This is a genomic window from Methylothermaceae bacteria B42, assembly GCA_001566965.1.
In the GTDB taxonomy this organism is placed as follows: domain Bacteria; phylum Pseudomonadota; class Gammaproteobacteria; order Methylococcales; family Methylothermaceae; genus Methylohalobius.
Window position 1 is genome coordinate 16,136 of the sequence record LSNW01000004.1, and the last position, 23,071, is coordinate 39,206.

A 23,071-nucleotide genomic window follows, 5' to 3' on the forward strand; every position below is an offset into this window, starting at 1 on the left:
AACTAGCGTGAATCCTTCTGAACTGCGCACATTGATTGCGCTGAATACCCTGGTTTTTGAAACCTTAGGCCAACCGGAAAAAGAAAGGGAATTTAATTTCAAATCTTTAAAGCGCTGGGGTTTGGATCTGATTGTCGGCAAGCGCAATGGCCATGATGCTGTGTTTGTCGGTGAATTTGGCAAGCACAAACCCAGCGAGTCATTTGAAGAGGCTGGCGAGCACTTTGAAGTAATCGAGATTTTGTCTGAATTGCCCAAAGGTTCAAAGCTTTTTGCCCGTATTCAGATGAATGAAGGGACGGCTTTTTTAATAGGCGAGTTGAGAGATGGCGCGCAAAACAGGGAGGTTTTGCGTCTGCCCGCGCCAGCGCTATTGATGGCGTTTGCCCGCAAACATTCTCTTCCCCATGTGGCGGAAGCCATCAGAAGCGTTGGAACCGCCACTGAACTTGTTCGACAAAGAGGCCAGGAAGGCAAGCCAGTGCCATTCAATCAATTATCTAATGTGCCTCGACGGTTTCTTCGAGAAGCGAAAAAGATAGAGAAATCCATGGGATTTGGCCGGGTCTCGTTAGCCTATTTCGGAGAAAACAAAGACAAGGATGAGCGGTTTCGTTTGTCCTGGCTAGTCCCCACAGTTGCTTTATTGGATATCGATTGTGCCGAAAAGATCGACAAGTTACTGTCGGCATTCAAATAACTTTGTACTGATTAATTATTAATGAATCATAAGGAGATCTAATATGAAAAAAACCAATCTTTTAAAGCCCATTGCTTTGTCTGTAATGCTCGCTTTCTCTGCAAATGAAGGGGTTTTGGCGGCCAAAAACGACCATAAGGCTACCCAAGAGGCTGTGCAGCAACAAGTGCAATCTGCCGGTGATAAAGCCATAGCTCGTAAGGAAGCAGAAGCAATCAAAGAGGCGCTGGATGCGGTATTGGCAACGAGGGCGGCATTGGATGCACTAGATCAGGGAAAAACCAAAGAGGCACTCGCTCACCTTGAGATAGTTAATGGTAAGTTATCTTTGCTGCTTGCCCGTTATCCCGAGCTAGGCCTTATCCCAGTTAGCAGTGAAGCGGTCATCATTGATTATGAAGGTGACCTTAAGAGTATCAAACAGGCGATCAAAAAGGTTGAAGATTTATTAGATGATAACGAAGTACAGAAAGCACGGGAGCTTTTGGGTACTTTAGCCAGTGAGATTCGAATTACCACCACGAACTTGCCGCTCGCTTTATATCCTGATGCCATGAAGGATATCGCGCCCTTAATTGATCAAGGGAAAATTAAAGAGGCAAAAGAAGCATTAATGGCGGCATTGAATACGCTGGTCATCACTGAATCAGTCATTCCATTACCCGTGCTTCGCGCGGAAGCTATGGTTAGAAAAGTTTATGAGGAAGCACATAGCAAAGACCCGAATCCCGATGAAATGCTGGGTTATCTCAAAAGCGCGAAGTATCAGCTAGAAATAGCGCAGACACTAGGTTATGGAGATATTGATAAAGACTACAAGCCTTTATATAAGGCCATTGACAAGCTGGAAGATCAGGCAAAGAGCAAGAAATGGGGAGAAACGTTTGATGAAGCAATTAATAAACTGAAAAAAGCCCTGGAGGGATTTAAAGCAGATATAGCTGAACCTAAGAAAACAAAATAATTTATTTGTTTTCTTATACAACCCAGGGGAGCCAAGCGCTCCCTTAGGTTTTTTTATGTATGTTCCACGTGGAACCAAAATTAATTGTCAATATAAAAATGTTTCACGTGAAACATTAAATTCAAATAGCGTCAAATCTGGATTGGATGGCAGAAATAACAAGTTTGTGAATCCCGCCGAAGCCGCCATTGCTCATAAAGATCAAATGATCGCCTGGTTGTACCAGATGCGTTAGCTCATCTGCCAAGGTATTTAAAGATTGAAATATTTTGAAATTAGCACCTCTCTGGGAAATTAGGCTTGGAGTCCAACGGATATCGGAGGGTGCAAAAATGATAGAAATATCAGCTGCAGCAAGGGATTGTGGGATCTGCTCTGCGTGCATACCCATGCGCATGGTATTAGAACGGGGTTCCAGCACGGCAATTATTCTCTGTTCGCCCACTTGAGCACGCAAACCTTCCAAAGTGGTTTCAATAGCAGTTGGGTGATGGGCGAAATCGTCATAAACAGAAATTCCGTTGATAACAGCTAATAGCTCCATGCGCCGCTTGACATTTTGAAATTGACATAAAGCATCAACTATGAGAGCTGGAGGAATTTCGGTGTGAGCAGCCGCAGCGATAGCAGATAAAGCATTGGAGACGTTATGACGGCCAGTTAGCGTCCATTGAATTTCGCCAAATAGATCCTCATGATGAAAGACTTCGAAATGAGATCCATCTGGTTCTAGAAGCTTTGCATGCCACTGACAAGAAGGATCAGAAATGGCCGTGTATTCAGTCGGTGTCCAGCATCCCATGGCGAATACTTCTTCGAGATTATGGTTGTCCTTGGGGGCGACTATCAAGCCATTGCCCGGGATAGTTCGGATCAGATGATGGAATTGCGTTTGAATTGCCTTTAGGTCAGGGAAGATATCCGCATGGTCGAATTCCAAGTTGTTTAATACCACCGTGCGGGGTCGGTAGTGAACAAATTTTGAGCGTTTATCAAAAAATGCGGTGTCATATTCGTCCGCCTCAATGACAAAAAAAGGTGATTGGCCAAGCCGGGCTGAGCAACCAAAATTCAATGGAACTCCACCAATAAGAAAGCCCGGGGATTTGCCTGCTACCTCCAATATCCATGCTAGCATGCTGCTAGTGGTGGTCTTGCCATGGGTGCCTGTCACCGCAAGCACCCATCTGGGCTGCAGGGCCGTCTCTGCAAGCCATTGAGGACCTGAAGTGTAAGGGATATTTTGGTTTAAGACTGCTTCAACTTCAGGATTGCCTCGGGACAGAGCATTGCCAATAATCACCAAATCAGGACGGGGTATGAGGTTTTCAGAGGAGTATTCCGACAGTTGTATCCCTGCGTACTCTAGCTGAGTGCTCATGGGAGGGTAGACATTTTTATCAGAGCCAGTGACGTGGTGTCCCAGTTCTCTCGCCAATAGCGCAAGGCCGCCCATGAAAGTGCCGCAGATACCTAAAATGTGAATATGCATGGAATGATAAGGTTCCGGAATGTATCAAAAGAGTTGATGGTTAGGGAAAAATTATCCCAATAAGATAACAAATACTATTGCAACGAATAGCGTGGGGCGTGTCAATTAGGATTTGGCAGGTTTCGAAGAGGGGTTATTCTCTTCGGCATTTTCTGATGCGGTTTTGGATTCGGTATCCTTTGTATCTTCGGGTGGGGTTGTATGATTGTTTTGTTCTTGTTTAGCGTCTTTAGCGCCCGCGCTTTCGAGCAATTGAATGATATTGCTGTAGCCGCGCTGTTTTGCTTTGGCCAGGACAGACTGGCCAGTTTTGTCCGCGGCATTGATGTCCGCTCCAGAAGCGATGAGAATTTGCGTAACTTTTTCCCACCCTCCGGTAACAGCATCCATGAGTGGGGTAATCCCGCGATTATCTGCCGCATTCACATCAGCGCCAAAGCCCAGCAATAATCGAGTGACCTTGGTATTACCAAAAAAGGCGGCGCCCATTAAAGCCGTGCGTCCCGCTTTTGTCTTTCCATTAACATCAACGCCTTCGAGTAACAGTGCTTCAGTTTTTGACAGTCGGCCTAAACAAGCAGCGGTAAACAGCTCATGTATAGCTTCTGAAGCCTGGGCGATCCGGCAAAAACACAGCAAGAAAAAGAAGATAATGGAGAGCTTGCTTGCAGAGATCATGCTTAAAAGTATTGATGCATATTCTTATGTGAGCTGCCGAAATAACTATTAAGAAGGATGTAGGCGAAAACCTAAAGGCGCAGGAAGATGTATCAAATGCTTCCTGCGCCAAAAATGGAAATATCCGGGCTAGCTATGGGTTATCCTCTCGTGTGTAGTTATGACATGGATAAACTCTTCCAATAAATAGCCTATGCCGGCAATTGCCATAAACCCCGCAGTGTATGCTAAAGTAGCTACCCCAATAATTTTAAGCTTCAAATGTTCTGTCATTGTCGAGACCTCTCATGTTGTTGGCATTTCATCGTCGTCATAACAACTATAGCTTTTTGATCTAACAAAAAACTTGACTGAGTTCTCGAAAATCGCAATGCATTTACTTCATTCCGAATATTTGCATTACATTGAGTCTTAAGTTAAAAAATTTCTTATTTATTACCCTTACTCGAAGGAATAATTAAAAGCCCTAATTGCTAACTTTGGCGGTTAGGTGGGAGCAAACCATGGCGTATTATGCAATTGGAGATATCCAAGGTTGTTTTTTTGAACTGCAAAAGCTGCTGGATAAGATTAATTTTGACCCTAGCCAGGATTCGTTATGGTTTACAGGTGACCTAGTCAATCGCGGGCCTCATTCCTTGGAAACACTACGTTTTGTAAAGGCGCTGGGGGAAAGGGCCGTGACGGTGCTCGGAAATCATGATTTGCATTTATTAGCGGTTGCCTATGGGCAGCCCTATAAAAACCAAGAAGAACTTGCTGACATTTTGGAAGCCCCAGACCGCCAAGAACTCATCGACTGGCTTAAGAAACGGCCATTATTGCACTGCGATGGCCGTTACTGCATGATTCACGCTGGCCTTCCTCCTCAGTGGGACATGAAGGAAGCGTCTCAGCGTGCCCAAGAAGTGGAAGCGGTGTTGCGTGGAGAGGAAATGCCTGACTTTATCCGTCATATGTATGGGGACACCCCCACACGCTGGTGCGACGATCTATCCGGTTGGGATCGGCTACGCTTCATCGTCAATTGCTTTACGCGCCTGCGCTATTGTGACCGGGACGGTAATTTAGCCCTCAACTATACAGGACCCCCGGGTTCGCAGCCCGAGCATTTAATACCTTGGTTTAGAGTTCCAGGTCGGAAGAGCGAAGGCCAGGAAATTATCTTTGGCCATTGGTCCACCTTGGGGTTTGTGGCAGAAAATGGTTGTTATGGCATCGATACTGGATGTCTATGGGGAGGGCAGTTGACGGCACTGCGTCTGGATGGGGAGATGTACCGGGTGAGCATTGATTGCCCTTGCTATAAGCAGCCGGGGTAACCCGAATATTGCGCCAGCATTCCGGAAGATGGCGTAATTTCGGGTTAAACTCTCTCGAGTTGGATAAAGCTATAAGGATGCGGGAAGCCTTCTTGATCCGGTGGGTGGTCTTCCCGGGAAATTTCTTGCCACTGGACTGGTTCCCAAAGGGGGAAAAAAGTATCCCCTGGAAATTCCGCATGAATTAAAGTCAGGTACAGCGTTTCGGCATCCGGTAACAAGGCTTCGTATAATTCGGCACCGCCAATCACCATAACCTCGTCTCCCTCCGCTAGTGATATCCCTATTTCAATGGAACTTGCAACGGTGCAATTTGGTGCCTGAAACTGGCGATTGCGGGTGACAATGATATTTTGCCTGCCTGGCAGTGGGCGACCAATGGCTTCAAAGGTTTTCCGCCCCATCAAAATGGGTTTGCCCCAGGTAATTTGACGAAAACGCTTCAGGTCTGCTGATAAGTGCCAAGGCATTTCCCCTTGGTGCCCAATCACCCGGTTCCTCGCCATGGCGGCAATCATTGATATTTTCATTACACCGCCACTGGGGCTTTAATGTGAGGATGGGCATTATAGTTATGGAGCTTAAAGTCTTCAAAGCGGTATTCAAACAGGGAAGACGGGGTTCTTGCAATTTCCAATTGCGGCGGTTCATGGGGTTTACGCTGTAACTGAAGGCGGGCTTGGCTTAGGTGATTAGAGTAAAGATGCACATCCCCACCATTCCAGATCACTTCCCCCGGCGCCAGGTGACACTGCTGCGCGACCATGTGCGTCAGCAAAGCATAACTGGCGATATTGAAAGGCAGTCCCAGGAAAACATCAACCGAGCGCATATTAAATAGACAAGATAGCTTGCCGCCTGCCACATAAAATTGATAGGCGTAGTGACATGGCGGCAGAGCCATATCCTCCAACTCACCCACATTCCAGGCATTCACCAATAAACGGCGGGAATCAGGCGTGCGCTTGATGGCTTCAATGACCTGAGATAATTGATCGATCGTTTCCCCCCGGCGGTTTTTCCAAGCTCGCCATTGGCGGCCATACACCGGGCCCAGTTCTCCATTTTTATCGGCCCACTCGTCCCAAATGGTTACGCCGTGCTCCCGAAGGTAACCGACATTGGTGCTGCCCGAGAGAAACCATAGTAATTCGTGAACAATGGAAGGCCAGTGCAGCTTTTTGGTCGTTAGGAGCGGGAATCCTTTGCTTAAATCAAAACGCAGCTGGCGGCCGAAAACACTTAGTGTTCCCGTGCCGGTCCGGTCATCCTTAGGGGTACCGTTTTCAAGAATGTCATTCAGTAACTCAAGATAGACTTGCATTATCAGCTTTGAGAATGGAGAGGGGCAAGGCGCCGATAGGCGAGCAGCATCAAAGCCAGTCCAGCCAGGATCATGGGAAAGGATAACAATTGCCCCATGGTCAACCAGCCGAATGCCAAATAGCCGATATGGGCATCTGGTTCCCGTACGAATTCGATAGCAAAGCGGAATACGCCGTATAGCAATAAAAATAATCCAGAAACCGCCTTTTCCGGACGCGGCTTGCTGGAGTAGATCCAAAGCACGGTAAATAACACCAAACCTTCCAGCAACGCCTCATAGAGTTGGGAAGGGTGGCGAGGAAAAGGACCGCCTCCGGGGAAAACCATGGCCCAGGGAACTTCACTCACCTTCCCCCACAACTCACCGTTAATGAAGTTTCCGAGCCGGCCGGTGAATAATCCAATGGGGACAAAAGGCGCGATAAAATCGGTGACCTCAAAAAACCGTTTTTGATGTTTGCGTCCAAACAGCCACATCGCTGTTAATACGCCAATTAACCCGCCGTGAAAGGACATGCCCCCTTCCCATACTTTAAAAAAACTGACGGGATCCGATACCAGCGTTGGCAGGTTGTAAAAAAGCATGTAACCGATTCTGCCCCCCAGAATCACTCCCAGAGCACCGTAGAAAATCAGATCATCGACCTGCTCCGAAGTCCATCCCATGAGCCGTTTTATGCGCCAGCGCGCCAGTACCCAGGCCCCAAGGAAACCAATCACGTACATCAATCCGTACCAATGGACTTTCAGCGGGCCAAGCTGGACGGCTACTGGATCGATGTTTGGATAGGTAATCATGAGGGTTAAACGTCCAGATTTTCCACTGCCAGGGCATTATCTTCGATGAAGCGCCGCCGTGGCTCTACTTGATCTCCCATGAGGGTGGAAAATATCTCGTCGGCGGCGATGGCGTCTTCGATATTCACCTGAAGCATGCGCCGGGTATTGGCATCCATCGTGGTTTCCCAGAGTTGATCGGGATTCATTTCTCCCAAACCTTTATAGCGTTGGATTTGCTGCCCCTTGCGGGCTTCTTCCATAAGTCCCTCGAACACCTGCTTAAAGTCACTAGCTTTGCGCTGCTTTTCACCGGTCTGCAGAACGGTCTCTTCAGAAAACAAACCATTGGTTTCTTCGCCAAACCGGGCGAGTTTGAGGTAATCAGTCGATTGGAAGAAAGAAGGTTTTACCTCAAAACTTTTGCTGACACCGTACAGCCGTTTAGTGACTACTGCTTTAAAGACAATGCCGTTATCATCAAAAAACTCAAGATCAATGGTAAAGCGAGTCGGTTTGGTGGGATTTTTGTTTAAATGATTTTGCAGCAAATCAAACCAGGTCTGGCACGCTGATTTGTCGGTCAACTGTTCATCTCCGAATATAGGCTGTGATATCAGCGCCTCCAGAAAGGATTCATCGTAATGAATACTGTGTCGGCGGATGATATCCTGCACTTCCAGATAGGCCCGTACCAACTTTTCCAGACCCGCTCCCTTGATGGGTGGCGTCTTTTCATCTGGCAACAAAGCCGCCTTGTCGAGCGCCAGTTGCAATAAATATTCGTGAAGCTCGTTATCGTCCTTGACGTAATGTTCCTGCTTGCCTTTTTTGACCTTATACAACGGCGGCTGGGCAATATAAATATGTCCTCTTTCGATCAATTCCGGCATTTGCCGGTAAAAAAAGGTGAGCAGCAAGGTGCGAATGTGGGAGCCGTCCACATCCGCGTCGGTCATGATGATAATGCGATGATAACGAAGCTTATCGGGATCATATTCTTCCTTGCCGATGCTGCAACCCAGGGCGGTGATCAGCGTCGCGATTTCATCGGAGGACAACATTTTGTCAAAACGCGCCCGTTCCACGTTGAGGATTTTTCCCTTGAGGGGAAGAATGGCCTGGGTGCGCCGGTCCCGCCCTTGTTTGGCGGAGCCGCCGGCGGAATCCCCCTCGACAATGAACAGTTCAGAGTGGGCGGGGTCTTTTTCCTGACAATCGGCTAACTTGCCCGGCAGGCCACCCATATCGAGGGCGGTTTTGCGCCGGGTCATTTCCCTGGCGCGCCGGGCAGCTTCCCGGGCTCTGGCGGCTTCTACCACTTTATTGGCAATAGCTTTGGCGGCCTGGGGATTCTCCAATAGAAATTCCTGGAATTTCTCCCCGATCACCCCTTCAACCACCGGCTTGACTTCCGATGACACCAACTTTTCCTTGGTTTGGGAGGAAAATTTCGGGTCCGGCACTTTCACCGATAACACGGCGGTCAGACCTTCCCGGATATCATCCCCGGTGGGGTGAATCTTGAATTTTTTTATCAGTCCTTGAGACTCGAGATATTGATTCAGGGTCCGGGTCAAGGCCGCGCGAAAGCCGGCCAAATGGGTACCACCATCTTTTTGCGGGATATTGTTGGTGTAACAAAAGACGTTTTCCTGGTAGGAATCGGTCCAGACCATGGCCGCTTCCACGGTGACCCCCTCTTTTTCTCCCTGGCAGTAAAATACCTTGGCAAACAGCGGGGTCTTGTTGCGGGCGAGGTGTTCTACAAAAGCCTGGATGCCGCCTTCAAATTGAAAAATATCTTCCCGGTCATTGCGTTCATCATGGAGTTCAATACGAACGCCTGAATTGAGAAATGATAATTCCCGCAAGCGCTTGGCCAAAATGTCGTAATGGAACTCTGTGTCACCAAAGACTTCAGGGCTGGGTTTGAAACGTACTTTGGTGCCCGTGGTTTTGGCGGTTCCGACTTCTTCTAGCGGCGTTGCAGGTTCCCCCATGTGATATACTTGGCGGTAGAATTTGCCATCGCGCTTGATTTCCAAAGTCAATTCTTCCGATAGGGCATTGACCACGGATACGCCAACGCCGTGCAGACCTCCAGAGACTTTGTAGGCATTATCGTCAAATTTTCCGCCGGCGTGGAGAACAGTCATGATGACTTCCGCCGCCGAGCGTCCTTCTTCTTCCAGAATATCCACCGGGATGCCCCGGCCATCGTCTTCCACGGAAACAGAGCCATCAGCGTGAATGGTTACAATGATGTTGCTGCAGTAACCGGCCAGCGCCTCATCGATGGCATTGTCCACTACCTCAAAGACCATGTGATGCAAACCGGTTCCGTCATCGGTGTCGCCGATATACATACCCGGTCGTTTACGGACTGCCTCCAACCCTTTGAGGACTTGAATGTTAGAGCTATCGTAGGTTTGAGCGGCTGTTGACTTCATAAAGTGTTTCCAAAAATGCTGATTTGTCAGGCGCCTTGAATGGTGCCTTCGCTAATGTGAAATACCTGTCCCGCATGCTTGGCAATACTGTCCAGGGCGGTTAAATGGGTGGCGGTGATAAAAATCTGTTCTTTTAAATTGACGAGCAAATTTGCCAAAAGTGCCTGATTTTCTTGATCTAATTCGGAAGTAAAATCATCTATCAAGAGACAGCATGGGATTGGAATCAAGCTGGCTTGTACAATTGCCAAAGTGCTGACGATTAGTTTCATTTGCCCCCGAGAAAAGAAATTTTTAACCGGTTGTCCCTGCCAGGTAATGGTGAAATCATCCCGATGCGGCCCACTATGGGTAAACCCGTACTTTTGATCCCGCTGCAGATCATCTTCCAATGCGCTTTCCAGGTCTTTCCCCTGCGGCCAACCCTGCAGGTATTTAAGTTCAAAGCCCCCTTCAAAACCCAGTTGCCGGGCCATCATGGTAAGGGGCTCTTGCAATACAGTCAGATAATCAAACCGATGTTGACTGAGTATTTTACCGTATTTCGCCAACTCTTGAGTCCAAAATGGCAGTGTGGAACGGTTGCCGCTCTTCAATAAAGCATTCCGCTGCCCCAATGCCCTTTGGTAACTCCGCCACAGGGATAAGTATTCTGGCTGAGCATAAAATACGCCCCAGTCGAGAAATTGTCTTCGCGCTTTGGGGCCGCCTTCCAGCAGGTCATATAGATCGGGCTGAAGCAGTTGTAGCGGAAAGATCTGGAGCAGTTCTGCGCGGGATTGGAGGGTACGCCCCGCCAGGCGGATTTGTTTTTGACCTTGATGAAAGCCCATGCCTACCGGAATAGTCCTACCATTCAGGCTAATGTGCCCGCTAACAATCATGTCCTTGGCATCCTTGTTAACCACTTCCGCCAGGCGTGAGCTTCGAAAAGATTGGCCGCGGCCAAGGATGAAAATTGCCTCTAGTAACGAAGTTTTGCCGCTTGCATTGGGACCTAGAATTAAATTAATGCCAGGGTCGGTTGTAAGCGTTGCCAAGCGAATATTGCGAAATGAATGGATATCCAGTCGAACCAGGGGCATGCCAGTATGATACCCCAACTGGAGTTTTGTTCAGGGGCGTTAGAATGCAGATAGGCTTGTGTCCAAATTTTTAAGGAAAGACTGAATAATTCAGTGTTTCCTCAATGGGTCAATTGGTAGGCACAAAAATCCGTGCCCCATTCCAATAATCTGGTTACCGTATAGGTGGTTTGCCCCACTTCTATTGTCGTGGCATGTTTGATTTTTACCGGAGGCAACAACAACTCCTTGCGCTCTTTTATCAATATTCCCGGAATATCCAACCATTGCTTGGGGAGTTGTACCAGCATTTTTTCCATCTTCCCGGAAAAGCATTCCAGGCCATATAAGGTCCGGTTCATTCGAATGCCGGGTTGAATCCAGCGAACGGCGGCGATGATAAAACTTTCATCCAGCATTTTTAAAACCACCAGATCCCCTCGCTCCAATAGCTTGTCATCGGCATCTAGCAAGGCAAAGTCATTCTCCTTGTTGGAAAGCAAAGAATATTCCACCCAGCGTTTCACCAACGTTCTGCGCTTTTTTTCACCAGCGTTAAGGGGGGATGGGAAATCCTCCGAATGCGGGATTTCACTTCCATCAGGAGCTAATTCAAAGTCCGGCACCTGGAGCCAGTGACTTTCGTTTTCACGAGAGCCATGGTATCGATCTAGCTCCTTTTCAATGGTGTGCCAACCAATCCACACCTCCCTCACCTGGCGTTTCATCGGGTAGTTTTGGATTGAAGCACGAGCACCCGCATAACGGGTAAGTTGTTCAGTCATAGCTTGTGGCAGGAGCAGGGTTTCAGGAGGGTGAAAGGAGAATCTCAGCTGTGCCGGGTCTTCAGGTTGGCCAGAGGTATTTGGGGTTGGTCCCTCGTTTTGTGCCGGCTCTATTGTCCAAACATTTTGCTTGTCTTTGGGATTGGTATCGATCAAATGGTTATTTTGGAGCACAAAATCGAATAGTCGGCGGGCGGAAAAGGGATCAAAACGGGTGGGTAACAGCGCCATAAAAGCGGCGTTACATTTAAATTGATCAAAAGGGCTTAGTATGGCTTGCTTTCCTAGCACGGGATCGTGAACATTTTGCCTCAGCCAATCTTGTTGCCTCCCCAGCAGAAAAACAGCATTATGACGGCGCCACAGGCTAGAAGATACGGCTTCACCCATTTGCACCATATGCAGTAGCACACGCCCCAGGGAAAGCAGTGCTTTTTGCGCAAAAGAAGCCTGGAAAGATAAATCTTGATTTTCTGAATGGGTTAGCAAAGATTCATAGCCTTGTGCCAGTTCGTAGTGTAAAAAAACACACAATTTGGCCATCTTCCTGAAATTGGGAGGCAAAGGGTAAGTTGCCAGGGTGAATGCTTTTTCCAGAGAGTTGGTGCACTGAAAAAGCGGTTCCCGGAGCAGCTCCAAAATCTCGTTAGTAGTCTGAAAAGCGTGGTCTTCGGCATTGAGTTGTTGCAAGATTGCATAGAGATTTTTTCCGAAATTATGCGTACGTCCTTTGCTGAGCGTTGTCAGTTGTTGTTGGACTTCTTGTGGGTTTAATGGGGATTGAGACATGGGCGAGCAGCTCTGGCCGAAAGAATTTTGAAATTATTAAAACCTAAATTCTGAAAGTGTTTCGGCATTCGGCTGCCAAATCAAGCCTTTATGCTGCGTTGGCTGCACCAATTTTATGCTCGAAGTAGCGCTGCCACGCCTGCGCGAAAATTGGCTTGCTGCCTTGCCTGACACCCTCGGTGCTCGAATCACTTGCACAATTTAGGTAAAAAGTGACTTTCAGTCTTTAAATATAGCTTTCCGTGGCAAAAATAGCCAACAAAGCACCGTTTTTGAATATGCCCAACATGCTTGTATAGGCTTGGCTGTTTAAAAATGATAGATAAGATGCCCAATTTAAGTCAGGGAAGTAGCAGGATTTTCCCTATATGTTCACTTGATTCCATCATTCGATGGGCATCAGCCGCTTTTTCCAGGGGAAATGTAGCATGGATGATGGGCTTGACTTCCGCCTTTTCTAACAACGGCCACACCTGTTCGCGTAGCGATGTTGCAATAGTCGCTTTTTCAGAGACACTGCGGGGCCTCAAGGTGGAGCCTGTTATAGTCAGATGTTTGACCAGGATAGGCAATAGATTGATTTCGCTTTTTGTACCTCCTTGTAGCCCGATAATCACTAAGCGCCCATGCTTGGCCAAAATTTTAAAATGGGATTGTAAGTATGGACCACCAATAATATCCAATATCACATCAACCCCATCGCCTTGGGTTAATTCATCAATCCGTTGGGCAAAATCCGCACAGCGGTAATTGATCGCTTCAAATACCCCTAATTGTTCGCAAAACTGACATTTTTTGTCACTGCCGCAAGTAGAAAAAATTTGGGCTTTTCGAAGCGCCTTGGCTAATTGAATCGCCATAGTGCCAATTCCGCTAGTGCCCCCGTGAATTAGCAGGCGCTCCCCCAAGCCGAGCTTTCCCAGCTCAAACAAATTGGCCCAAACGGTAAAGCACGCCTCGGGTAGCGCTGCCGCCTGGATCAAATCCAGCGAATGCGGGATCGGCAAACACAAAGGTGCGGCAGCGACGCAGTATTCAGCATAACCACCCCCTGTCACCAGTGCGCAAACCTTATCCCCGGCTTGCCAGGTATGGACGCCACTACCAACAGCCATGATCTCGCCTGCTATTTCCAGCCCTGGAATTTCAGAAGCGCCCGGGGGCGGGGGGTATCGCCCCATCCGTTGCAATATATCCGGCCGATTAACCCCGGCCGCGGCAACCTTGATCAAAACCTCATCGTGCTTGGGTTTAGGGGGTGGCCGCTGGGCCAGCTGTAAAACATCAGGGCCGCCTGGTTGCGTGATCTCTATGACTCTCATGTTGGGGTTGTCGCTACTTCATTGAGAATTATGAATATAAATAATATCTTACGGGCGCGTCAGTTTCCTGACATAATTGGAAATTCTACTTTGTTGACTGTCGTTTTTTGGCGACGCTAAATTACCTTAAAAATCAATCGTTTATATTTTTTACGTTGGTACGCGTCACCTTTTGGCGTCAAGATTACCAAAAAATTATCTGTTATGGGCTGTAATCCCTAGCTATAGCTGGCGCCAAAATATTGGCATGCAAACTGCATTGGTTCATGCAATGTTAAGCAAAAAGGTTATTAAGGGAGGCTCGACGATGTTTGATTCACGTTATCAAGCAGTGATAGCCGATACTGAAGAAAGCAAATCTATTCATTATCATTTACGTTATCAAGTATATTGTCTGGAAAAAAAGTTTGAACCCGCAGAGATTTTTGACGACCAGCAGGAAATAGACGAATACGACAATCAATCCGTTCATTTCATCATCCAAGACAAACAATCTGGAGAGTGGGTAGCCGCGGCTCGCTTGGTTATAGATAAGCCCGAAGATTTGCCTATCTCGAAATTGACAGAATATTCCCTGGATGGGTGGAGTAAAGAGGGCATGGTTTTTGCCGAATTATCCCGTTTGTCGATTTTGAAATCGTTTCGCCGCGGCACAAGCCAGGCTCAAGAAAAAATCAGTGAGCCAGAAGTGCTGTTGGGTCTTATACGCGCGGTTAAGGAATATAGCGAGCAAAATGGCATAGATTATTGGTTGTTTTTGTGCCGCCGTTCGATTATGCGTGTTGTCGGCAACATGGGCATGCATATGGATATCATCGGTGATCCCTGCGAGCATCGCGGCATTCGTTATCCATATCTGGCTACTTTGGCAACTGCTTTTAAAGGTATCGCGCAGCGTTCTCCCAAGGTCCATCAAATGTTTTCCAGAAAAAATACATTGGTGACCTACTCAAAATTGATGGAAAGCTCCACCTGGCAAAGCAAGGCTGCTTGAAATTCACTTGCAAATGACAAGCTAAACAGTCAGGGTTCTGTCATCTATTCAAGAAGGGGCAGGTGGCTTGCTTCAAAAACGCCGAGAATGTTTTCGTGCTGCGTAATCCTGCGGTGCGAGAAAATCCCGCCTTAACATCCCTGTTCGGACGCTTGTCCGACCGCGAAAGTCCATTGGACCTTCGGTCCTACTTGCCCCTGTAGGCTCCACGCTGACTTCCCTGCCGGGGAAGCTATCGAATCAAACCCTCCTCCCATTCAATCTATCCTTTGTTTATGACGTAATCCCGGCTAAACAGTCTTTTACTGGTGCCAGACAAGATAGAGCCATTACAATAGTTATTTTGTCTAGGGAACTTTGCGTTTATGTCGAATAGTGAAAGTTACGATTTCAAGAAGCTGAATAGCCTAGTTTATGCTTTCCGGTGTTTGGCTCAAGGAATCGGGTGGTTGCGCCATCCTCAATTGCGAAAGTATATTCTTATTCCTCTGTTAATCAATTTTCTGCTCTTTGCAGGTGCTTTTTCCCTGGCGGCCTATTTTTTTGCCGACTTTCTGGGCTGGCTGATTCCAGCGTGGTTGGAATGGCTACAATGGTTATTGTGGCCTTTGTTTGGCGCCATTTTCATCTTGATTACCTTTTTCAGTTTCACGCTGGTGGCCAATTTACTTGCCTCCCCCTTTTACGACAAATTGGCTTGGCAAACAGAGGTATTAATCACTGGAACAGTTCCGCGTCCGCCAGAAGCAAGTTTTTTCAAATCCATCATCAGGGAAATGAGCGCGGAATTGAGGCGTTTGGGCTATTTTGTTATCCGTTTGATTCCGCTCGGATTGCTTTCCATCATTCCCGGAGTGAATTTAATCGCCCCATTTTTATGGTTATTATTCAATGCTTGGTTCCTTGCCTTAGAATACACGACTTATCCTCTGGCAAACCATGGTTTGCTGTTTCCCGAGCAACGTAAAATTCTTACCCAGGCCAAGTTGGGAACATTGAGTTTGGGAGGAACGATTATGTTGGGCATTGGTATTCCGTTACTCAACATATTGGTTCCGCCCGCCGCTGTCATCGGCGCAACCATTTATTTTACAGGCGCTCGCCGTTAGTCCTGTTAGACTGGCTCGCTTAATAAGCAGGAACCGCTGGGATCGACACCAACAAAACGAACTTCGGCGATTATATTGGTTAAATCTTGGTTATCAGATACGGCTATTCGGGCTTTATGATAATGCGGCGAGTAGCCGTAAAAATGAAGCCCCCCTTCTTTTTTGACTTGTTCCCATAAAACCGTGGCTGTTTTTCCGATTTGTTGTGTAAGCGCTGAGTGTCGCATCTTGGCTACAAGTTGATGCAATTCTTGACTGCGGATTTTTTTGATTTCAGCGGGAACCTGGTTGGGAAAGGTTGCAGCGGGCGTACCATGGCGGGGCGAATAGCTGAATATGTGAACATGGGAAAAACCAATCTCCTGGACCATGGTTTTGGTCAGGTAAAAGTCTTCTTCGCTTTCACCGGGAAAGCCCACAATAATGTCAGTGGTTAGATTGATGTCAGGCACAAAACGATGCGCCGTTTCAACCAGCTTAAAAAAATCTTCGCGCCGGCAACGACGCCCCATGCGTTTTAGAATGGCGTCTGAGCCGCTTTGCAATGGAAGGTGCAGGTGGGGCATTAGTCTGGGGTTTTGAAAAAGCTCGAAAAAACCTTCAGAAAGCTCCCACGGTTCTAAAGAGCCCAGACGGATTCTGGGAATATCCGTTCTTTCCAGGAGCGCATGGAGCAGGTCTCCAAGAGAGCATCTAAGATCACTGCCGTAGCCTCCCAAATGCACCCCGGTAATCACAATTTCATGAAAGCCTTGGGCATGCAGAGCACAGACTTCATCAACAATAGCCTCGATCGGGCGGCTGCGTTCCTCTCCGCGGGCAATGGTGACAATGCAAAAGGTGCAGCGGTGCCGGCAGCCATCCTGGACTTTGATAAAGGCTCTTTGCCGAGTGCGTATAAAGGGCGCTGGCATATCTGCTTGTGGCACTGCGACTTCGTTACTTTCAATAAGCGATTGGGCTAGCGTTACCAATTGTTCCTTATCCCGATTCAGCACCACCAAATCGACGCCCAGTTCCCGGGCTGCCTGATCAGGATGCAACGTTGCGTAACAGCCGCTGACCACCACTTTTGCCGCGGGGTTTTGCCGTTGCATACGGCGGATAAGCTGACGGGACTTTCGCACCGCCTCGCTGGTCACGGCGCAGGTATTGACAATCACCAGATCCGCTTGATTGGCGGGCACGATTTGGCTACCGGCGGACTGGAAGTGCCGGGCCCAGGCTTCTGATTCGGCTTCATTCAGGCGGCAGCCTAAGGTTTCAAAAGCGACCTGCATCATAATAATTATTGCCTATGAATTTTTCGCAACCATGGCGTTCCGGCATTCAGTCCGTGGGGGACCGTGAATCCAGCCGTGGAGCCTTGATGGCGGCTATTCCGACCAGTTCACCTCAGGATATCAAGCTGCCAACTCGTTATTGCCATGGAAAAATTTATCCAAAGAACCAATAGCCAATCAAAACGGCGGCCGTTAATCCTGCAACATCTGCCAACAAACTGCAAGCCAGCGCATGACGGACGTTTTTGATTCCCACCGCGCCGCAATAGACCGACAACACATAAAAAGTGGTTTCCGTACTGCCTTGCATGATAGAGGCAATGCGCCCCGGCAGGGAGTCGGGACCATGAGTTCGCATGGCGTCAATCATCATGGCCCGGGCACCACTGCCGCTAAAAGGTTTCATCAAGGCGGTGGGAAGCGTATCCACGAAGCGGGCATCCAGTGAATGGGAGAGCAACATATCACGCAATCCGTGGGTTACCAAGTCCATGGCGCCACTGGCTCGCAGCAGACCAATGGCGGCGAGCATGGCCACCAAATAGGGAATAATGGTCACGGCAGTCTGAAAACCTTCTTTAGCGCCTTCGATGAAAGCTTCATAAGCATTCACATTTTTCCATAGGGCGGCGATCAAAAAGAGCGCGATAATTCCCAAGAGCAAGCTGTGGCCAATCAAAGTGGATTGTTTTTGCATGGTGTCCTGATCGAGATGGGACAGCCATAACGCCATCCCCAGGATTATTCCGCTGAACCCAAGGAAATACGCCACAATTACCGGGTCCCACCAACGGATTTTTTGCGCCATCATGACTGCCAGCAAGCCTGCCAGTGTGGAGCAGTAGGTTGCCAGCAAAATGGGCAAAAACACGTCGGTGGGATTGGCGGCCCCCAATTGCGCGCGATAAGTGAAGACAGTCACTGGAATTAAGGTGACTGCCGAAGTGTTGATCACTAAAAACAATATTTGGGCGTTGCTCAAAGCTTGTGGATGAGGATTTAGGGATTGCAGTGAGCGCATGGCCTGAATGCCCAATGGCGTGGCGGCATTATCCAGGCCAAGAGCGTTGGCGGCCATGTTCATGGTAATGGCGCCCAGCGCCGGGTGATCGGAGGGCACATCGGGCAACAGGCGTTTGAACAAGGGCGTTAACCCGCGGGTCAGCAATGTCACCAACCCTGCTTGTTCGCCAATTCTGAGGATGCCAAGCCACAGCGCCAAAATACCGGTCAGTCCCAGGGAAATTTCAAAGGCGGTTTTGGCCATGCTAAATAAGGAGGCGATCATGCGGCTAAATACCTCGCCATCACCCAAGAAAAAAAACTGGATCAAGCCGGTGATGAATGCGGTCAGGAACAGGCCGGTCCAAACAAGATTCAACATAGGGCTCAATCCATAAAAAAACCCCGAGTCATGCCTTCCTGGCACGTCTCGGGGTTAGGTTGTTGCCGCCGATGGCGGGGAGGGAGGAGGGGGGTAGAGGGCAGAATCACCGCCACCTTCGCAACAACCACGGTCTAAAGTTTGGCACAACGACGGGATTTAACTGTGACTTTGTTCACAGATTAGATATCTTCCGCAAATTTTTTTGCATAACCCACGTAATTGCTGGGCGTGAGAGCCAGCAATCTTTTTTTTGCCGGTTCAGGAAGATCCAATTCGGCGATAAATTCCTGTATCGCCGCAGCGTCAATCCGGCGTCCCCGGGTAAGTTCTTTTAACTTTTCGTAAGGTTGCTCGATGCCATAACGGCGCATCACGGTTTGAATAGCTTCCCCCAAGACCTCCCAGTTGGCATCCAGGTCTTCGGCGAGCCTATTTCCATCGATTTCCAGCTTGGCCATGCCCTTGAGCGTGCTTTGCAGGGCGATTCGGGTATAACCTATAGCCACTCCCAGGTTGCGCAGGACCGTGGAGTCAGTCAAATCCCTTTGCCAACGGGAAATAGGCAACTTCTCCGCCAGATGACGGGCAACTGCATTGGCCAGTCCCAAGTTTCCCTCGGAATTTTCAAAATCAATGGGGTTGACTTTATGAGGCATGGTGGAAGAGCCCACTTCCCCCGCTACGGTTTTTTGGCGGAAATAACCTAAAGCAATGTAACCCCAAATATCACGATTGAAATCGATGAGAATGGTATTGAAACGACTCAGGCAATCGAAAAATTCCGCCAGATAATCGTGAGGTTCGATTTGCGTGGTATAAGGATTCCAGCTCAGCCCCAAGTCTTCAACAAATCGTTTTGAAAAAAGTGGCCAGTCAATATCGGGATAAGCGACGGCATGGGCATTGTAATTGCCCACCGCGCCGTTGATTTTGCCCAGGATTGCCACATCGGCCAATTGCTTGCGCTGGCGCTGCAAACGATAGATGACATTGGCTATTTCTTTCCCCAAGGTGGTTGGGCTAGCGGGTTGGCCGTGGGTGCGCGACAGCATGGGAATCGCAGCGGCGAGATGGGCCAATCGGCGCGTTTCCTCGATAAGCTCGTCAACCAAGGGCAGCAGGGTTTCTTCCCTTCCTGTTTTGAGCATCAGTCCATAGGCCAGGTTATTGATATCTTCAGAGGTACAGGCGAAATGAATAAATTCAGAAATTTTTGCCAGTTCCGGCTGCCGATTGACTTTTTCTTTAAGAAAATATTCAACTGCCTTGACGTCGTGATTGGTGGTCCGCTCTATTTGCTTGATTTGGGCAGCGTCTGCTTCAGAGAAATCCAGCAGTATTTCTTCGAGAAAGTGCTTGGCTTGCGGTGAAAGCGGCGGCACTTCAGCAATGGCTGGCTCATTTGCCAAAGCCTCCAGCCAGCGGACTTCCACAAGCACCCGATAGCGAATCAAGCCGTATTCGCTGAAAATTGGCCGTAGAACGTCATTTTTATCGGCATAACGGCCATCGAGAGGAGAAATTGCAGTCAGTGGTTTCATTGATTTCCTTTGAAATAAATTGCTCAGATTTTTTGGAGAAGAAAATGCCTAAGCTTCTAATGTCGAAAGCGCTTGCTTTTCTTTGCAAACAACCGATTCGATGACACCGCCGCCCAGACAGACTTCGCCATCATAAAAGACAATGGATTGTCCTGGCGTGATGGCGCGTTGGGGTTGGTCAAAAACTATCCGGCAACGATTGTCCTCATCATAAAGGACCTTACAGGGTTGATCCTTTTGCCGGTAACGGATTTTGGCCGTGCATGCCAAAGGCAGAGAAGGCTCCACGCCGCTTAACCATTCCAGTTGCCCGACCTCCAATTCGTTATGGAATAACATCGGGTGATCATGCCCTTGGCCGACAATCAATACATTGCGCTGCAAGTCCTTGCCAATGAGATACCAAGGTTCTTGGTTGGCCCCAGCCCGTCCACCAATGCCCAACCCTTGGCGTTGACCTAATGTGTAATACATCAGTCCTAAATGTTCGCCAATGACTTCGCCATCCGGGGTTTCAATGAGGCCAGGCCGAGCCGGAAGATAGCGCCGCAAAAAGTCCCGGAATTTGCGTTCGCCGATGAAGCAAATCCCGGTGCTGTCTTTCTTACTGTGGTTGGGGAATCCGCAGCGCTTGGCAATGGCGCGCACTTCTGCTTTTTCAAGATCCCCGAGGGGAAACAGGGTTCGCGATAAGGCTTCTTGACCGATGGCATAGAGAAAATAGCTCTGATCTTTATTGCCATCAACGCCTCTGAGAAGTTCAAACCGGCCGAAGCGGCGGCGAACCCGAGCGTAATGGCCAGTAGCGATATATTCAGCGCCTAGATCAAGCGCATAATCCAGGAAAGCTTTGAACTTGATATGTTTATTGCACAAGATGTCGGGGTTGGGCGTTCTCCCCGCGCGGTATTCGGCCAGGAAATGAGAAAAAACCTCGTCCCAGTATTCGGCGGCGAAGTTGACCGTCGCCAGTTCTATGCCGAGCCGGTCGCAGACTTGTTGGGCGTCTTCCAGATCCTGCAAGGCAGTGCAATATTTGGTGCCATCGTCCTCGTCCCAGTTCTTCATGAACAGTCCGCTGACTTTATGGCCTTGTTCCAGTAATTTCCAGGCAGTGACAGAAGAGTCAACACCTCCTGACATGCCGACAATTATTTTGCTCATTGGGGTAAAAAAGATTGCAATAACGTTAATGGGTATCGCTGGCCGCTTTCGTAACTAGCGATAGTTTCAAGTACCAAAGGGCTGCGCAAGGAGGATTGTCTTTCTTCCAACGCCTGGCGTGTCAGCCAATGCGTAGCGATGATTTCTTCATCCAAGGCGAGGTTTGTGTGTTTGTCGGATACTTTGCCAGTAAAAGTAAAACGCAGAAAAGTCTTTTCTTGGTAGCTGGCTTGCCACAGGGAAACAGCGATTAACCACCGGGGCTCAAAGTCGCGCCCGGTTTCTTCAAGCACTTCTCTGGTAATTGCCTGGATCAACGATTCACCAGGTTCCAAATGCCCTGCCGGCTGGTTAAAGACATGTTTGCCACCTATGACTTCTTCCACCATCAAATAACGACCTTCCCGTTCAATAACGGCAGCAACGGTAACATTAGGTTTCCAAATCATCGCAAACTAATGATGCTATTTTAAATGGCTATTTTACTTCATCGAAACGCTGAATAATTCATCCGTGAATTTTCAGCGTGCAAAAAAACGAAAAGATTGCTTTTCGTTTTTTGCACAAAATCAATTGCTTGATGCAATTGATTTTGGCGCCACATCCCTGTGCCGCAGGAATCTCTGAAAAAAATCAGAGATTCCTCAATCGCAAACCAACCTTGCCAAAATGCATGGTAAAGAAAATAATGGCTTTGCTTTGTTGAAGATCCACCTGCAGGAGCTGTAATGACCTATCAACTCAAAAACTTGCCGTTTTCGGTCAAAGTGTTGTTCTCATCCTATTTGATTATTATTTCCATTGGGTATTTTATTGCTTTACTGCAAATCTTATTTACTCATGGCCTTGCGGACAGCAAATTTGGGCTCTCAATCTCGGATATCGTATATAGTTATTATGGTAACCGCTCAGGATCTAAACTGGAGACCATGCTTAACGGCCCCATGAAACCCTACGCCCCGGCTGAGGAACGTTTTGCAATCATCCAATGGGTGCGTGAAGGCGCCAAGCCCAAAGTTTACCAAGAGAAAATCAAGCCAATCATCGAAAAGCGCTGCGTTGCCTGCCATCATGCCGGTGCACCCATACCTGATTTCACTAAATTTGACGAGTTGCGCAAACGCGCGGAAACTGATACGGGCATCACCTTGCAATCCCTCGTGCGAGTCAGCCATATCCATTTGTTTGGCATTGCTTTTATTTTCATGTTTGTGGGCATTATTTTTTGTTTTGCCGCAGGCGTGCCCGAACCGTTAAAGGCGATTGCCGTGGTCATGCCGTTTTTGTTTCAAATACTCGATATCGCCTCATGGTGGCTGACCAAGCTCAGCCCCCATTTTGCCTGGCTTGTCATTGCAGGCGGCGCCGGCATGGCGATGTCTTTCGTTTTTATGTGGATTATCTCCATGTATGAAATGTGGATTCTCCCCATCCACGACAGAATGAGAAATAAAATCAAAACAGAATCCTTGACGGCGTATATGCGCCGCAAAGACTGAACCTGGGATAAAATCGAGGGTCTTAACGGAAAGTTGTGACAAGTGGTGGATAAAAAGCATTTTCTGAAACAAGTCATAGCACATCGAGCCATGTCGCAATATAATGACGACAAGGCAAATGACGGCGGTACTGCGGTACAGGAAGCCAAGCCAAAACTCAAACAACCGCCGCTGTTTAGAGTAATCTTGTTAAATGACGACTTTACACCCATGGACTTTGTCGTCGAGGTGCTGATGCAGTTTTTCGCGATGAGTGAAGAGAAAGCGACACAGGTAATGTTGCACGTCCATACGCGCGGCGTAGGGGTATGCGGCGTGTTCTCCAAGGATGTGGCAGAAACCAAGGTTAACCAAGTTAATGAATATTCCAGGCGCCATCAGCATCCGCTGTTGTGCACAATGGAAGAGGTATAGGTAACAGG

The 23,071-nt window shown here is 48.3% G+C and carries 21 protein-coding genes and 1 pseudogene; 8 read left to right on the forward strand and 14 right to left on the reverse strand.

The window, feature by feature from the left end; all coding sequences use genetic code 11:
• Positions 1-7 precede the first annotated feature (7 nt).
• Together AXA67_02885 and AXA67_02890 are read left to right on the forward strand one after the other, a co-directional pair.
• Entirely contained in the window at positions 8-700 is a 693-nt protein-coding gene (locus tag AXA67_02885) for a hypothetical protein (protein KXJ41932.1), read from the forward strand.
• Between the two features lie 43 nt (positions 701-743).
• Positions 744-1,664 carry a hypothetical protein gene (locus AXA67_02890; GenBank protein KXJ41933.1) on the forward strand — a complete coding sequence of 307 codons (921 nt, stop codon included), beginning with the start codon at positions 744-746 and terminating at the stop codon, positions 1,662-1,664.
• A 121-nt stretch (positions 1,665-1,785) separates the two neighbouring features.
• Here AXA67_02890 and AXA67_02895 read toward each other — a convergent pair whose 3' ends face one another.
• A complete protein-coding gene (locus tag AXA67_02895) occupies positions 1,786-3,156 on the reverse strand; it encodes a UDP-N-acetylmuramate:L-alanyl-gamma-D-glutamyl-meso-diaminopimelate ligase (protein ID KXJ41934.1) in 1,371 nt (456 codons plus the stop codon).
• Positions 3,157-3,366: 210 nt separating this feature from the next.
• A pseudogene (locus AXA67_02900) lies at positions 3,367-3,810 on the reverse strand (hypothetical protein).
• A gap of 527 nt (positions 3,811-4,337) precedes the next feature.
• Between AXA67_02900 and AXA67_02905 the strand changes: the two are divergent.
• Positions 4,338-5,156, forward strand: coding sequence for a diadenosine tetraphosphatase (locus tag AXA67_02905; protein KXJ41935.1), 819 nt, complete (start codon positions 4,338-4,340; stop codon positions 5,154-5,156).
• A 44-nt stretch (positions 5,157-5,200) separates the two neighbouring features.
• Here the strand turns inward: AXA67_02905 and AXA67_02910 are convergent, their stop codons facing one another.
• From AXA67_02910 to AXA67_02940, 7 genes are all read right to left on the reverse strand, one after another.
• Positions 5,201-5,686 carry a hypothetical protein gene (locus AXA67_02910; GenBank protein ID KXJ41936.1) on the reverse strand — a complete coding sequence of 162 codons (486 nt, stop codon included), beginning with the start codon at positions 5,684-5,686 and terminating at the stop codon, positions 5,201-5,203.
• Positions 5,686-6,480: a thymidylate synthase gene (locus AXA67_02915; protein ID KXJ41937.1), complete on the reverse strand. Its 795-nt coding sequence runs from the start codon at positions 6,478-6,480 to the stop codon at positions 5,686-5,688. The genes AXA67_02910 and AXA67_02915 overlap by 1 nt, the downstream gene beginning before the upstream one ends.
• Positions 6,481-6,482: 2 nt before the next feature.
• On the reverse strand, positions 6,483-7,280 hold the full coding sequence (locus AXA67_02920) for a prolipoprotein diacylglyceryl transferase (GenBank protein KXJ41938.1): 798 nt from the start codon (positions 7,278-7,280) through the stop codon (positions 6,483-6,485).
• A 5-nt stretch (positions 7,281-7,285) separates the two neighbouring features.
• Positions 7,286-9,712, reverse strand: a complete 2,427-nt coding sequence (gyrB, locus tag AXA67_02925) for a DNA gyrase subunit B (GenBank protein ID KXJ41939.1) — start codon at positions 9,710-9,712, stop codon at positions 7,286-7,288.
• A gap of 26 nt (positions 9,713-9,738) precedes the next feature.
• Entirely contained in the window at positions 9,739-10,797 is a 1,059-nt protein-coding gene (locus tag AXA67_02930) for a hypothetical protein (GenBank protein ID KXJ41940.1), read from the reverse strand.
• A gap of 101 nt (positions 10,798-10,898) precedes the next feature.
• Positions 10,899-12,350 (reverse strand): hypothetical protein, encoded by a 1,452-nt coding sequence (locus AXA67_02935; protein ID KXJ41941.1) that lies wholly within the window; start codon positions 12,348-12,350, stop codon positions 10,899-10,901.
• Between the two features lie 341 nt (positions 12,351-12,691).
• Positions 12,692-13,672 (reverse strand): hypothetical protein, encoded by a 981-nt coding sequence (locus tag AXA67_02940; GenBank protein ID KXJ41942.1) that lies wholly within the window; start codon positions 13,670-13,672, stop codon positions 12,692-12,694.
• A 307-nt stretch (positions 13,673-13,979) separates the two neighbouring features.
• Here AXA67_02940 and AXA67_02945 point away from each other — a divergent pair, with 307 nt between their 5' ends.
• On the forward strand, positions 13,980-14,666 hold the full coding sequence (locus AXA67_02945; protein KXJ41943.1) for a hypothetical protein: 687 nt from the start codon (positions 13,980-13,982) through the stop codon (positions 14,664-14,666).
• Positions 14,667-15,031: 365 nt separating this feature from the next.
• Positions 15,032-15,775: a hypothetical protein gene (locus AXA67_02950; GenBank protein ID KXJ41944.1), complete on the forward strand. Its 744-nt coding sequence runs from the start codon at positions 15,032-15,034 to the stop codon at positions 15,773-15,775.
• 5 nt (positions 15,776-15,780) lie between these two features.
• Here AXA67_02950 and AXA67_02955 read toward each other — a convergent pair whose 3' ends face one another.
• The 5 genes from AXA67_02955 to AXA67_02975 form a co-directional block, all read right to left on the reverse strand.
• Positions 15,781-17,055: a tRNA (N(6)-L-threonylcarbamoyladenosine(37)-C(2))-methylthiotransferase MtaB gene (locus tag AXA67_02955; GenBank protein KXJ41995.1), complete on the reverse strand. Its 1,275-nt coding sequence runs from the start codon at positions 17,053-17,055 to the stop codon at positions 15,781-15,783.
• A gap of 157 nt (positions 17,056-17,212) precedes the next feature.
• On the reverse strand, positions 17,213-18,442 hold the full coding sequence (locus AXA67_02960) for a hypothetical protein (GenBank protein ID KXJ41945.1): 1,230 nt from the start codon (positions 18,440-18,442) through the stop codon (positions 17,213-17,215).
• Positions 18,443-18,624: 182 nt separating this feature from the next.
• The gene (locus AXA67_02965) at positions 18,625-19,986 is read right to left on the reverse strand and encodes an adenylosuccinate lyase (protein ID KXJ41946.1); all 1,362 of its coding nucleotides are present in this window, start codon (positions 19,984-19,986) and stop codon (positions 18,625-18,627) included.
• 48 nt (positions 19,987-20,034) lie between these two features.
• Positions 20,035-21,150 (reverse strand): tRNA 2-thiouridine(34) synthase MnmA, encoded by a 1,116-nt coding sequence (mnmA, locus tag AXA67_02970; GenBank protein KXJ41947.1) that lies wholly within the window; start codon positions 21,148-21,150, stop codon positions 20,035-20,037.
• Complete coding sequence (locus AXA67_02975) at positions 21,147-21,599, reverse strand: NUDIX hydrolase (GenBank protein ID KXJ41948.1); 453 nt, start codon at positions 21,597-21,599, stop codon at positions 21,147-21,149. The genes mnmA and AXA67_02975 overlap by 4 nt, the downstream gene beginning before the upstream one ends.
• A gap of 77 nt (positions 21,600-21,676) precedes the next feature.
• Here AXA67_02975 and AXA67_02980 point away from each other — a divergent pair, with 77 nt between their 5' ends.
• From AXA67_02980 to clpS, 3 genes are all read left to right on the forward strand, one after another.
• Positions 21,677-21,856: a hypothetical protein gene (locus AXA67_02980; protein KXJ41949.1), complete on the forward strand. Its 180-nt coding sequence runs from the start codon at positions 21,677-21,679 to the stop codon at positions 21,854-21,856.
• A gap of 22 nt (positions 21,857-21,878) precedes the next feature.
• Positions 21,879-22,649, forward strand: coding sequence for an elongation factor-1 alpha (locus AXA67_02985; GenBank protein KXJ41950.1), 771 nt, complete (start codon positions 21,879-21,881; stop codon positions 22,647-22,649).
• Between the two features lie 90 nt (positions 22,650-22,739).
• Complete coding sequence (clpS, locus tag AXA67_02990; protein ID KXJ41996.1) at positions 22,740-23,063, forward strand: ATP-dependent Clp protease adaptor ClpS; 324 nt, start codon at positions 22,740-22,742, stop codon at positions 23,061-23,063.
• Positions 23,064-23,071: the final 8 nt, after the last annotated feature.

Bases quoted from the DNA above. Each gene is read 5' to 3' on its own strand.
- AXA67_02890 (KXJ41933.1), top strand. From the start codon at position 744: ATGAAAAAAACCAATCTTTTAAAGCCCATTGCTTTGTCTGTAATGCTC.
- AXA67_02895 (KXJ41934.1), bottom strand. From the start codon at position 3,156: ATGCATATTCACATTTTAGGTATCTGCGGCACTTTCATGGGCGGCCTT.
- AXA67_02905 (KXJ41935.1), top strand. From the start codon at position 4,338: ATGGCGTATTATGCAATTGGAGATATCCAAGGTTGTTTTTTTGAACTG.
- AXA67_02910 (KXJ41936.1), bottom strand. From the start codon at position 5,686: ATGAAAATATCAATGATTGCCGCCATGGCGAGGAACCGGGTGATTGGG.
- AXA67_02915 (KXJ41937.1), bottom strand. From the start codon at position 6,480: ATGCAAGTCTATCTTGAGTTACTGAATGACATTCTTGAAAACGGTACC.
- AXA67_02920 (KXJ41938.1), bottom strand. From the start codon at position 7,280: ATGATTACCTATCCAAACATCGATCCAGTAGCCGTCCAGCTTGGCCCG.
- gyrB (KXJ41939.1), bottom strand. From the start codon at position 9,712: ATGAAGTCAACAGCCGCTCAAACCTACGATAGCTCTAACATTCAAGTC.
- AXA67_02930 (KXJ41940.1), bottom strand. From the start codon at position 10,797: ATGCCCCTGGTTCGACTGGATATCCATTCATTTCGCAATATTCGCTTG.
- AXA67_02935 (KXJ41941.1), bottom strand. From the start codon at position 12,350: ATGTCTCAATCCCCATTAAACCCACAAGAAGTCCAACAACAACTGACA.
- AXA67_02940 (KXJ41942.1), bottom strand. From the start codon at position 13,672: ATGAGAGTCATAGAGATCACGCAACCAGGCGGCCCTGATGTTTTACAG.
- AXA67_02945 (KXJ41943.1), top strand. From the start codon at position 13,980: ATGTTTGATTCACGTTATCAAGCAGTGATAGCCGATACTGAAGAAAGC.
- AXA67_02950 (KXJ41944.1), top strand. From the start codon at position 15,032: ATGTCGAATAGTGAAAGTTACGATTTCAAGAAGCTGAATAGCCTAGTT.
- AXA67_02955 (KXJ41995.1), bottom strand. From the start codon at position 17,055: ATGCAGGTCGCTTTTGAAACCTTAGGCTGCCGCCTGAATGAAGCCGAA.
- AXA67_02960 (KXJ41945.1), bottom strand. From the start codon at position 18,442: ATGTTGAATCTTGTTTGGACCGGCCTGTTCCTGACCGCATTCATCACC.
- AXA67_02965 (KXJ41946.1), bottom strand. From the start codon at position 19,986: ATGAAACCACTGACTGCAATTTCTCCTCTCGATGGCCGTTATGCCGAT.
- mnmA (KXJ41947.1), bottom strand. From the start codon at position 21,150: ATGAGCAAAATAATTGTCGGCATGTCAGGAGGTGTTGACTCTTCTGTC.
- AXA67_02975 (KXJ41948.1), bottom strand. From the start codon at position 21,599: ATGATTTGGAAACCTAATGTTACCGTTGCTGCCGTTATTGAACGGGAA.
- AXA67_02985 (KXJ41950.1), top strand. From the start codon at position 21,879: ATGACCTATCAACTCAAAAACTTGCCGTTTTCGGTCAAAGTGTTGTTC.
- clpS (KXJ41996.1), top strand. From the start codon at position 22,740: ATGTCGCAATATAATGACGACAAGGCAAATGACGGCGGTACTGCGGTA.